Below are 12340 nucleotides of genomic sequence, written 5' to 3' on the forward strand. Positions count from 1 at the left end.
AATTAAACTTTTTGCCACAGATTAAGGGATTAAAATGATTTAATCTGTGCTAATCTTTTTAATCTGTGGCAAAAAAAATAATTAGCGCAAAATTCGTGGCTAATAAACTATTTCAAAAATACGATTAATGCTTTTATAAATGAATCAAAAGATTCGATATGTGGCAAATGTCCCGTATTTGGAATTTCTACCAATTTTGAGTTCGGAATTTCTTTTTGAGTTCTTTTACCCAGCTCGGCATAATTTCCCATTGTTTTTCTCACTTCTTCAGAAACCAATGGTTTGCCTAAAGCCGTTTTATCTCTTGTTCCGATAATCAATAATGTTGGGCATTTAATGTTTTTAAATTCATACAACACAGGCTGTGTAAAAATCATATCGTACAAAAGAGCCGAATTCCAAGCCACAAGATCATAATCTGGTGCTGTGGTCCAGCCTGCGCCAAGTTCAGCCCATTTTTGATAATCGGCATTCCATTTTCCGTCATAATAATTTGCCATTTGGTATTGCTTAATGCCTTCGTAATTCTGTTTCAATTCCGATTCGTACCACCAATCAACAGGTTTGTACGGAACAACCAATTTCCAGTCTTCTAGACCAATCGGATTTTCTAGAACCAGTTTTTCTGTAGTTTCGGGATACATCAAAGCAAAGCGCGTTGCCAGCATTCCGCCCATAGAATGTCCTAATACAGTCGTCTTGCTAATTCCTAAATGATCTAAAAGTTTTTTGGTGTTTTCTGCCAGCTGCTGAAAAGTGTATTGAAAATGATCTGGTTTTGTCGATTTTCCAAAACCAATTTGGTCTGGAACAATTACGCGATAACCTTCTTTTGTTAGTGCTTTAATTGTAGTTTCCCAATAAGCGCCATTGAAGTTTTTTCCGTGCAGTAAAACGATATTTTTCTGGTTATAGTTTTCGGGAATAATATCCATATAACTCATTTTTAGATACTGTCGCTGACTGCTCAGCTCAATAAAATGAACAGGAAATGGATATTCGTAATTACTTAAATTAATATCTAATGCTTTTATATTTCCTTGTTGGGCAAAACTTAAGAAGGGAATAAGTACAAATAATAGTCTTAGGATTTTCATTTTAGAAGGCATTGTTTTTATGATTTATAAAGTTAAACCGAACCACTTTTAAAACAAAGCTTAAAATCTTAAAGTTATCAGAAAAAAAGAGTTTGAAATGATTTTCTTGTTTTTAATGCCAATAATCGATGTTTTGTTGAAATTTTATCGATTAAATGATGCTGATTATGAAAATAATGTATTTTAACGGATAATGGAGCACTTCAAAGGACTTCTTTTATTAATAGGAAAATAGGACGTAATTTAGTGTAAGAATGTTGTAAGCCTTAAATGATAGTATTATGAAAAAAACTATACTTTTACTCCTGCTCACAGTCCCCACATTTGCCCAAGAACTCAATACTTTTGATTTCGCCGTTATAAACTCAACCTTAATTTCTGCCAATATAGATCTTGACAAAGGTCGGAGCGTTGTCTCTGCAAATCAAGATCAATATTCAGCTTATTTTCAGTACGCTCTTACAATGTGTGAAGACGACATCATTTTTGGCGCTGGAATTGACAAGTCCGAAATCGATCGTACCTATGTGGGTTATATCGGAAAGATTTGCGATAAATTTAGAGCTACAATTGGCATAGGATATGTCGATTCTAGAAGTGGTTACGAGGGAACTTTTACAGGTTTTAGCATCTCATGGCATTTTTCTGAAAATACCTATATTGGTGGAAACTTAGAAAATTTACATTCGTCAATAATTGATTATGATACCGACGAAAGTTTTGATTATTATAAGAAACTTGTTCCCAAAGTTTTTGGAAGTTATGAAATTATTCCAAATGTGATTGCTTTTGGACAGCTGAGTTCGAGAGTAAATGATATCGCTTTAAAATATCAGGTTCGCCGATTTTCAGCGGGAGGGTTTTATTCCGGACATTCATTTGGTGGGATTTTCGGAACCGTGAATGTCGGACGATTTGCCTTTTCCTGCAGTACCACTTTTGAAAGAGTAAATTTTGGGTTAAAGTTTGAATAATGAAATTAAAAATAAAGTTTGATTAAGAAAAAAATCCCAAAGACAATATCAGCAATTGTTTTTGGGATTTTTATAAGATTAAGATTTTCTGGTTTATAGCCCAACAAAATCTTCGCTTTTCGGGAAAATGCTCAAAGCTTGAATTGCAATTTCTGGAGTAGGAGAAGCTAATTTTCTAAGTTTGGTATCCATCCATGCGCCATCAACCGTAATCGTTGCGCAAAGTGTATCATCTTCTCTTCTAAATTCGTGAATGATAGACCAGCGTGAAGCATCAGCTTTCATTTTTGAGGTTTTAGTATGAATGAATATTTTGTCTGAAAGTTTTAATTCTTTTCTGAAAACACATTCTTCTCTAAACAAAACAGGTCCAAAACCTTGTGTCTGCATTACTTTTAAAGTTAAACCTAGTTCTTCTAAGATTTCGATACGATGCTGTGCACCAAAATCGTAATAAGCACTATGACGAACGTGAAAATTAGGGTCAAGATCTGACCAGCGGAAAGATATTTCTTTTACAAATGAAGCCATTTTATAATTGTAATTTTAATGAGAAATCGAAATTACGAATAAAAAATAAAAGAAAATTATAAAATTACTATGCGTGCATATTTTTTTATTTCCGTGGATGTAAAAAACATTTTTAATTATACTCTTTCTACTAAACAATTATAGCAGCCAGGTCTTGCATTGTGAATATGGATGTAATCTATTTTTTCGTTTTCAAAAGTTTTAATAATGCTTTCCTTGAGAGTATTTCCTTCAACTACAGACGCTTCTTTCATTATGCCATTTTTATCATAACTACGCAGCGAAAGTAATCTATGATTAAACATAAGCGGAATCTGGTTTGTTTCGAATGTACGTGTAGTGGCTTTCTTTCGTATAAAAATTGGTCCGCTTGCTTGATAAGGTGAGGCTGTTTGATGATGTTTGTATGGCAATAGAATGACTTCTTCGTCTATTTGAGCATCTTCTAAGCTAATTCTGCAAGGAAAACCTGGGGATTTATCGACTGTCATTCTGATTGCGCCGATTTTTTCTAGTTCTAGATCTGTTAATTTGAAGTAGCCTGAAAATTCTGTATGATTTAAAGACTTGATTTTAAAATTTGCTTCCATAATTTTTTTAAGCAAAAATCATATTTGATAGGAAGAAAAAAAATCCAAATCTTGCTATGTTTTTAAGTGATGTATTATAATGTCATTTTATCCAATTCAACTTCCAGCTTATCAAAATTCTCTTCGTTTTTGTCAACTACATATTGTTTAAGCTTCTGGCATTCTGCTTCGGTTTCAAAAAGCATTTTGAAAACTACTTTAGTCTGGTTTTCAGCAACAGTTTCAAAAGTTGTTAGAATTTGAAAAAGCGGTTTCGAATGACGTTTCCATGCAATAAGATTAGGTTTGTCAATTTTTATGAATTCGCATTCGTTTTCAAAATTTCCTCTTTCTGGGCCATGCATGGTAAATTTCCATGTTCCGCCTTCGCGAAAATCAAATTCATGAAATGTATTGGTAAAACCTTCTGGGCCCCACCAATTTTTTAAGTGTTCTGGATGACTCCAGGCTTTAAAAATAAGTTCTTGAGGGAAATTCAAAATACGTATGGTAACAATTTCTGAATCTGGGGTTGTCGAAAGAATCTCTGAAGTCATTTTTTTTAGCTTTAAATTAAACAAAAATTCACGGTTATAAAATTACGTCTATTTTTAAATACTTTCAAGATTGTCCCATTCGTATTCAATTTTATTTATTTTCATGAAATATGGAATTAATAGTAGAATTTCTAGTCTAAAAGAAAAATGATCTTTTCCTGCACTAAAAGGGAGTATAAAAAGAGAAGCAATGCATATTGCAATTCCAACAATGGCATCTATTTTGGCAATCATAATGGCATTGGGCTTTTCAAACCAAAGCGAATATGCTGCAAATCCTTTTAAAACCATGATAGAAATTATAAAAATTCCAGTTCCAGAATAAGCGGTATCGGTTGAGAATCCGTAGAGAGATAAATTTACATTAGGAACAAAAAGATTTGTAATAAGAGAACCTATTGCACATATAGCCATAAACATAAAAATCCAGCAGAAAACTTTTATCCACCAAGGCAGAAGTTTACGTCTTATTATTTCTGGTTTTTCAAATTCATCAAAATTGCTTTTTAATTCTTGTTCCATGGTTTGTTTTTGGTTTAGATTGGTTGGTTAGATATATTTTGAGTTTAATTTTTAAGCTTTCTTTTTTCTTCTATCTCGTTTATTTTTTTGACAATCCATGGGAGTGTTAATCCTTGGCCAATTAAAGTAAGAAGTACAACTGCAATAGAAATGAAAATAATAGCATTTCTAAGCGGAAATGGCGTTCCGTCTTCTAAAAATTTTGGCAATCCAATTGCAATGGCCAGCGAAACAATACCGCGCATTCCAGACCAGCTTATAATTAAGCTGTTTCCGAAGTCGAGAAGAGCATTTTCGCTTACTTTTCGCTTTTTCTTGTCATTATTTCTAAAAGCTTTCTGAAGGTTTATTTTTTGAAGAAATATTCTGACCATTCTCGTTAGCAATGCTACAATTGTTATTATCACTGCATATCCAATATAAGGCAAAATCATGTCATTTTCTATATCTTCTAAAACGTATCTGAAATTTAGTCCGATTAAGATAAAAATTAATCCGTTGAGTAAAAAGATAATAACGTCCCAAAGACTTTTAGAGCTGTTTTTTAAGTGCTCTGGAAAAACTTTGCTGCTTAAACGCGCCATTGCCAAACCTAAGAAAACAACTGCTATAACTCCAGAAACGTGTAAATGCTCGGCAACAAGGTAGGTGACAAAAGGCATTAAAAGCATAAAACTCACAACGACATTAGTATTGTTTCTAACCGTCCTTAGTATAATTCCTAATACTTTCCCCATTACCGCACCAACCAAAAAACCTCCTCCCAATAAAAAAACAAATTGAAAAGCGGCTTTCCAGATTACAAAAGTAGCACCCATAACGGCAGCAACTGCAAAATGATAGGCAACCAAAGCAGAGGCATCGTTTATTAAGCTTTCGCCTTCAAGTATAGTTAAAGTTTTTTGAGGTATTCCAAGTCCTTTTGTAATGTTTATGGCAGCGACAGCATCGGTAGCTGATAGTACAGCTCCAAGCACAAATGATAAAGGCCATGTCATGCCGGGAATCATATAATGAGAAACGACTGCAATCCAAAAAGTAGTGAAAAAAACTAATGGTATTGCTAGTGAACTAATTGTACCTATATTAGTTTTGAAGTGTTTAGGCGAAATGTTAAAAGAAGCATCATACAAGAGCGGAGGAAGAAAAATAAGGAAAATGATTTCAGGATTGATTTCGATTTCATTGATCGTTGGAATAAATCCGATGGCAACGCCAACAATTACAAGCAGAATCGGATAGGGAAGTTTGGCTTTATCGGCAAAAGCAGAAATACCGATAACAATGGCTAATATGAAAATGATTATGGTGTAGTTTTCCATTATGCTGATGTGCTAAATTTAGTTTTTAGATTTTTATCACTACAGTTCCGCTGATAATGTCATGAATTGCTCTTTTCTTTGAACTCGAAAAAATAGATATAAAAGAAAGCCATCCTAATAATAATTTGAATGAATATCGAATTATTGCCTGTAAAATATTTATTGATTTTGTTTCGTCTGATTTTTTTCTAATTCTAATGCTTTTAATATTGTTTCCAATTGTTCCTCCAAAAGTTGTTGCAATAGGTTCATACATAAATAAAGCTATCAATAAAACAGCTCTTAGCCAATCAGGAACATCTTTAAAATTAGATAAAACATCCGAAAAAATGATCATGCAAGCGATTATTAATACTGAATCAATTAAAATAGATTGTATTCTTTCTAATAAAAAAGGGTATTTTTCTTTCATTGATTTTTTTAACGAATATAATTAATTCTCTTTTATGCAGGAACGATAAAAATTTTTGATCAACCCGAATGGAAAATATATTTTATCTTATTTAATGTTCTAATAATGACACCTAAAAAGGAGTCTGCCATATCTGTCAGGTATGTAAAATGTCATGTTGTCAGATGATTTTTTTGGCACTGACGCAAAACTGACAATTTTATTTGGTTTTTTATATTGGCACAAAGATTGACTTATGCCACCTGAGTTATTAAAATAAAATCAAAAATTAAATATATAAAAAATGGGTAAAATAATCGGAATTGACTTAGGTACGACGAACTCTTGTGTTTCTGTAATGGAAGGTAACGAAGCAGTTGTTATCCCTAACGCAGAAGGAAAAAGAACTACACCATCTATCATCGCTTTTGTTGAAGGTGGAGAAATTAAAGTAGGTGATCCTGCAAAAAGACAAGCAGTAACTAACCCTACAAAAACGATTGCTTCTATTAAACGTTTTATGGGACACACTTTTGCTGAAACTACAGAAGAAGCAAAAAGAGTTCCTTACAGTGTTGTAAAAGGTGACAACAATACTCCACGTGTGGATATTGATGGACGTTTATACACTCCACAAGAATTGTCTGCAATGACACTTCAAAAAATGAAAAAAACTGCTGAAGACTATTTAGGTCAAACAGTTACTGAAGCAGTTATTACTGTTCCTGCTTACTTTAACGATGCGCAACGTCAAGCTACTAAAGAAGCTGGTGAAATCGCTGGTCTTAAAGTTATGCGTATCATCAACGAGCCAACTGCTGCTGCACTTGCTTACGGATTAGATAAAAAAGGAACTGATCAAAAAATTGCTGTTTACGATTTAGGTGGAGGTACTTTTGATATCTCTGTTCTTGAATTAGGAGACGGTGTATTTGAAGTATTATCTACAAATGGTGATACTCACTTAGGTGGTGATGATTTTGACCAAGTTATTATTGACTGGTTAGCTGACGAATTCAAAACTGAAGAAGGAATTGATTTACGTTTAGATCCAATGTCATTACAGCGTTTGAAAGAAGCTGCTGAGAAAGCTAAGATTGAATTATCATCTTCTGCTGAAACAGAAATCAACTTACCATACGTAACTGCTACTGCTTCTGGACCAAAACACTTAGTGAAAAAATTAACTAGAGCTAAATTTGAGCAATTATCTGATTCTTTAGTAAAACGTTCTATGGAGCCAGTTGCTAAAGCATTAAAAGATGCAGGTTTATCTACATCTGATATCGACGAAGTAATCCTTGTTGGAGGTTCTACTCGTATGCCAAGAATCGCTGACGAAGTTGAAAAATTCTTCGGTAAAAAAGCATCTAAAGGTGTTAACCCTGATGAGGTTGTTGCTATTGGAGCTGCTATTCAAGGTGGAGTTTTATCTGGAGATGTAAAAGATGTATTGTTACTTGACGTAACGCCTCTTTCTTTAGGTATCGAAACTATGGGTGGTGTATTGACTAAATTAATCGAGTCTAACACAACTATCCCAACTAAAAAATCTCAAGTATTCTCTACTGCTGCAGATTCTCAACCATCTGTTGAAATCCACGTATTACAAGGAGAAAGAGCAATGGCTGCTGATAACAAAACTATCGGTCGTTTCCACTTAGACGGTATTCCACCAGCACCAAGAGGAGTTCCTCAAATCGAAGTAACTTTCGATATCGATGCTAATGGTATCATCAAAGTTTCTGCAACTGACAAAGGAACAGGAAAATCTCACGATATCCGTATCGAAGCTTCTTCTGGATTAACAGCTGAAGAAATCGAAAAAATGAAAAAAGATGCTGAAGCTAACGCTGATGCTGACAGAATTGCAAAAGAAAGAGCTGAGAAATTGAACGAAGCTGATAGTACTATCTTCCAAACTGAATCTCAATTGAAAGAGTTAGGAGATAAATTGACAGACGATCAAAAAACAGCTATCGAATATGCTTTAACTGAATTGAGAATGGCTCACCAATCTCAAGATCTTGATGCAATCCAAAAAGGATTAGACAATGTAAATGCAGCTTGGAAAACAGCTACAGAAGCAATGTACGCTCAAGGAGGTGAAGGACAACAAGCTGCTCCACAACAAGAGCAGTCTTCTGGAGATAACGTTGAAGACGTTGAATTCGAAGAAGTAAAATAATTTACTCCATAAAGACGTATTGCGTCTTTACAATTGAATATAAAAACCGAGTCAGAAATGGCTCGGTTTTTTTGTTTAAAGTTAATGGTTAAACCCGACAGGTTTTAAAAACCTGTCGGGTTTGCTATGCATTATAAATTCAGAAATTCTTCCAATGAAGAGAAATTTTCTTTTTTATTGTGAGAAGATTTTAAATTTTCAAGATTTTCAAATAATGAAATCACTTTTTCACGTTTTAGTTTAGTTTGTTTTTCGGAGATACAAGTTAAATAAGAGCTCCATGGATATTCTATTGGATGTTCACAAAAACCATGGTTTACTGGATTGTAATGAATGTATTTTATAACAGAACGCAAATAGGATTGATTGTTAATTAATTTTCTTTTAAAAGGCCTTTCAAATAGAGAACCATGTCTATTGTAGCCTTTATTGATTGCTTTTGTATAAGCGTTAAACAAATTTCCGAAAGACTGATATGCAGGAATTACTTTTTTTATTTCAAATTCCTTTTGACTCTCTAAGATTTCTTCAAAAGTTTTAATTCTTACTAATAAATGAAAATGATTTTTTAATAAACACCAAGCTAGTGTTTCTGCAATTGGATCAATATGTTTAGTATAAAGCATTAGAAAATATTCATGATTTCTATTTTCTTTGAATAGGTTTTCTCCGTTAATGCCACGATTATAAATATGATAATATTTTCCGGGTTCTAGATTTTCAGTTTTTTGCATGTTTAATATCGTCAAGAAACCCGACAGGTTTTTAAAACCTGTCGGGTCTAGTTTAATATAAAAGTAGTAAAAAGATTACTTTTTCAGGTTTTTTATTTTTGTTAAATGTTTCTTATCAAACTGATAATTGTCATTTCCTGTTCGGAATCTTTTTCGTAATATTACTATTGTAAATTTTCATGAATGAGAAAGATCAAATACAAGAAAGGACGCAAGCTGCAACACATTACTTTAGAGTATACAGGCTCACATAAAGAGCATGAGACCGAAATGCAGCTTTTTGTATACGATGATGCCGATGTTATTGAATACGATAAGTTTACCGTCTTGGCTCTAAATTCTTGTTTTGATTATACTAAAAACAATTGGTTAAATATTCATGGCTTAAATGACATTGATCTTATTAAAACGATTGGTGCTCATTTTAAACTTGATGATTTTCTTTTAGCCGATATATTAAATACGACTAAAAGGACTAAGTTAGAAGAACAGCAAAACGTTTTATTCTTCAACATAAAATCACTTTTACCTTCTGAGTATTCAGACAATCTTAGTGTTGAACAAATCAGTTTTATTTTGAAAGATGGACTTCTAATCTCTTTTCAGGAAAAACGAAGCGATTTTTTTACGCATATCAGAGAGCGTCTTCGCACACACGCAGGAATTGTTAGAACTAAAAAAGTAGATTATCTCCTTTATTTATTGCTTGATGCTATAATGGAAAACTTCTACATTACTATTGAAGATGAAGAAGATAAAATTGAAGAATTAATTAATCAGGCTAAAAAAGGAGCACATCCTGTTATTCTTGAAAAAATTGAAAACCATCGGGATAATTTTAATTTTTTAAAACGTTCCATTGTGCCGCTTAGAGATTCCTTATATTATCTAAAAACAATTAAAGATGATGATGAATCAAACGGTTTAATCCAGAAAGAAACATTTAATTTCTTTATCAGGCTTCATCAAAAAAGTCTGGAACTTTTAGAACAAATAGAATCGGATATGAGCGCATTAGAAAGTGCCTCAAACTTTTATTTCTCGGAACAAAGCCGAAAAATGAATGAAATCATGAAAACGCTGACTATCATTTCGGCGATATTTATTCCGCTTACTTTTATTGTTGGAGTATACGGAATGAACTTTGAAAACATGCCAGAACTTAAAACCCAGAACGGCTATTTTGTGGTCATGGGTATTATGTTTCTGCTGGTAATAGCCCTAATTATCTATTTCAAAAAAAGACGCTGGTTTTAATGTTTGTTACAGTCGTGAGGAATTAGGATTTATGTAATTTTGTTATTTAGAATAAATATAAATAATTATGAGTAAAGCAATATATATTGCCACTAGCGACCATAATAGTGGAAAATCAATTATTACGCTCGGTTTGATGAGCATCTTAATTGGTAAAACGGCCAAAGTAGGGTATTTTAGACCTATAATCGAAGATTTTGTGGATGGTGAAGTAGATAATCATATCGAGACTGTTTTGTCGTATTTTAACCTTGATATTGCGTTTGAAGATGCTTATGCTATTACCAAAAGCAGATTAATTAAGAAAAAGAACAAAGGGAAAATAGGAGAGGTTCTAGATTTAATTATTGAGAAGTATAAAAAACTAGAAGAACGTTTTGATTTTGTTTTGGTTGAAGGAACAAGCTTTACGGGAGAAGGAACTTCTATCGAATTAGATTTGAATGTTTTGATTGCCAAAAATCTCGGAATTCCAACCATAATTGTAGGTTCAGGAGTTGGTAAGACTTTAGAAGAACTTTTAGATAGTCTGTATTTGGTTTACGATTCTTTCAAAGTAAAAGAGGTTGAAGTTTTATCTGTTTTTGCTAATAAAGTACAACCTGAAAATATTGAATTGGTGACAAAAAGCTTGCAGAAAAGTTTGCCATCCAATGTTTTGATAAATACAATTCCGCTTATTTCAAGTTTGAATAATCCGACCATGCAGGAAATTGTAAACGAATTGAATGCCAAAGTTTTGTTTGGAGAAAATTATCTGAATAACGAAATCGGACATTACAGTGTTGGAGCAATGCAACTTCATAATTATTTGGTGCATTTGCATAACAATGCTTTGGTAATTACACCTGGAGACCGTTCTGATATTATTTTAGGAGCTTTACAAGCTAATGAATCAGCAAATTATCCGACGATTTCAGGAATTATCCTGACAGGAAATATTGTTCCAGAGGAAAGTATTTTAAAGCTTATTGAAGGGCTTTCGGCTATTGTTCCGATTATTGCTGTAGATGGAGGAACTTACCATATTACAAATAAAATAGGTTCTATAAAATCGGAGATTTACGCCAACAATACACACAAGATTGAAACCTCAATTAATACTTTTGAAAAATACGTCGAAATTGAAGCTTTATCGCAAAGAGTGATTACTTTTCAGCCGGAAGGTATGACGCCAAAAATGTTTCAGTATAACATGGTTAAAAGAGCCAAAAAGCATAGAAAACATATTGTGTTGCCAGAAGGAAATGATGACAGAATTATTACAGCAGCGTCAAGATTGTTGGATATGGATGTAGTGGATATTTCAATCATTGGAGATAAAAAACAAATCGAAAGTAAAGTCGCAGAACTTGGACTTACATTTGATTTTTCTAAAGTAAATATTATCAATCCGATCGAGTCTGAAATGTATGAGGATTATGCTAATACGTACTATGAGCTTAGAAAAGCTAAAAACGTAAGTATTACAATGGCAAGAGATTTAATGGAAGATGTTTCGTATTTCGGAACCATGATGGTCTATAAAGGCCATGCAGACGGAATGGTTTCTGGAGCCGCTCATACCACACAGCATACAATTTTACCAGCACTACAATTCATTAAAACCAAACCTAATTCATCTGTTGTTTCTTCAGTGTTTTTTATGTGTTTAGAAGATCGAGTTTCTGTTTTTGGAGATTGCGCTATTAATCCAAACCCAACAGCAGAACAATTGGCAGAAATTGCGATTTCGTCAGCAGAATCAAGTCTGGCATTCGGAATTGAACCAAAAATAGCCATGCTTTCTTATTCTTCTGGATCGTCAGGAAAAGGAGATGAGGTAGACAAAGTAAGAACAGCAACGGCAATTGTAAAAGAAAAAAGACCTGACTTAAAAATTGAAGGCCCAATTCAGTATGATGCTGCGGTTGATTTAAGCGTTGGAAAAAGCAAAATGCCAGATTCAGAAGTAGCAGGACAGGCCAGCGTATTAATTTTTCCAGATTTAAATACAGGAAATAATACTTACAAAGCCGTTCAGAGAGAGACAGGAGCTTTGGCAATTGGTCCAATGCTTCAAGGTTTAAATAAGCCAGTAAATGATCTAAGCCGAGGATGTACTGTTGATGATATAATCAACACAGTGGTTATTACAGCCATTCAGGCTCAAGGAATGTAAATAATTGTGAATTGTTAATGGTGATTATGAATTACTT

At 33.3% G+C, this 12340-nt stretch carries 12 protein-coding genes; 4 read left to right on the forward strand and 8 right to left on the reverse strand.

The annotated features are described in order from the left end of the window. Positions 1–107: 107 nt before the first annotated feature. Positions 108–1097: an alpha/beta fold hydrolase gene (locus OZP10_RS18095; protein ID WP_281632114.1), complete on the reverse strand. Its 990-nt coding sequence runs from the start codon at positions 1095–1097 to the stop codon at positions 108–110. Positions 1098–1378: 281 nt separating this feature from the next. Between OZP10_RS18095 and OZP10_RS18100 the strand changes: the two genes are divergently transcribed. Further along, the gene (locus OZP10_RS18100) at positions 1379–2071 is read left to right on the forward strand and encodes a hypothetical protein (RefSeq protein WP_281632115.1); all 693 of its coding nucleotides are present in this window, start codon (positions 1379–1381) and stop codon (positions 2069–2071) included. Between the two features lie 93 nt (positions 2072–2164). Here OZP10_RS18100 and OZP10_RS18105 read toward each other — a convergent pair whose 3' ends face one another. From OZP10_RS18105 to OZP10_RS18130, 6 genes are all read right to left on the reverse strand, one after another. Next, positions 2165–2602: an acyl-CoA thioesterase gene (locus OZP10_RS18105; protein ID WP_281632116.1), complete on the reverse strand. Its 438-nt coding sequence runs from the start codon at positions 2600–2602 to the stop codon at positions 2165–2167. Positions 2603–2718: 116 nt separating this feature from the next. Continuing rightward, on the reverse strand, positions 2719–3192 hold the full coding sequence (locus tag OZP10_RS18110; RefSeq protein ID WP_281632117.1) for a DUF1203 domain-containing protein: 474 nt from the start codon (positions 3190–3192) through the stop codon (positions 2719–2721). A 74-nt stretch (positions 3193–3266) separates the two neighbouring features. Next, a complete protein-coding gene (locus OZP10_RS18115) occupies positions 3267–3728 on the reverse strand; it encodes an SRPBCC family protein (protein ID WP_281632118.1) in 462 nt (153 codons plus the stop codon). Positions 3729–3782: 54 nt separating this feature from the next. Further along, positions 3783–4250, reverse strand: a complete 468-nt coding sequence (locus OZP10_RS18120) for a hypothetical protein (RefSeq protein ID WP_281632119.1) — start codon at positions 4248–4250, stop codon at positions 3783–3785. A 44-nt stretch (positions 4251–4294) separates the two neighbouring features. Further along, complete coding sequence (locus OZP10_RS18125) at positions 4295–5572, reverse strand: Na+/H+ antiporter (protein ID WP_281632120.1); 1278 nt, start codon at positions 5570–5572, stop codon at positions 4295–4297. 25 nt (positions 5573–5597) lie between these two features. Further along, positions 5598–5984: an RDD family protein gene (locus OZP10_RS18130; protein ID WP_281632121.1), complete on the reverse strand. Its 387-nt coding sequence runs from the start codon at positions 5982–5984 to the stop codon at positions 5598–5600. A 283-nt stretch (positions 5985–6267) separates the two neighbouring features. On the opposite strand from OZP10_RS18130, the gene dnaK reads away from it, so the two are divergent. Beyond that, positions 6268–8151: a molecular chaperone DnaK gene (gene dnaK, locus OZP10_RS18135; protein WP_177210065.1), complete on the forward strand. Its 1884-nt coding sequence runs from the start codon at positions 6268–6270 to the stop codon at positions 8149–8151. Positions 8152–8282: 131 nt separating this feature from the next. Here dnaK and OZP10_RS18140 read toward each other — a convergent pair whose 3' ends face one another. Continuing rightward, positions 8283–8885, reverse strand: coding sequence for a hypothetical protein (locus OZP10_RS18140; RefSeq protein WP_281632122.1), 603 nt, complete (start codon positions 8883–8885; stop codon positions 8283–8285). A 183-nt stretch (positions 8886–9068) separates the two neighbouring features. Here OZP10_RS18140 and corA point away from each other — a divergent pair, with 183 nt between their 5' ends. Then, a complete protein-coding gene (gene corA / locus OZP10_RS18145) occupies positions 9069–10142 on the forward strand; it encodes a magnesium/cobalt transporter CorA (RefSeq protein ID WP_281632123.1) in 1074 nt (357 codons plus the stop codon). A 67-nt stretch (positions 10143–10209) separates the two neighbouring features. Beyond that, positions 10210–12303 (forward strand): phosphate acetyltransferase, encoded by a 2094-nt coding sequence (gene pta, locus OZP10_RS18150; protein ID WP_281632124.1) that lies wholly within the window; start codon positions 10210–10212, stop codon positions 12301–12303. Positions 12304–12340: the final 37 nt, after the last annotated feature.

Source organism: Flavobacterium luteolum (assembly GCF_027111275.1).
Lineage (GTDB): Bacteria > Bacteroidota > Bacteroidia > Flavobacteriales > Flavobacteriaceae > Flavobacterium > Flavobacterium luteolum.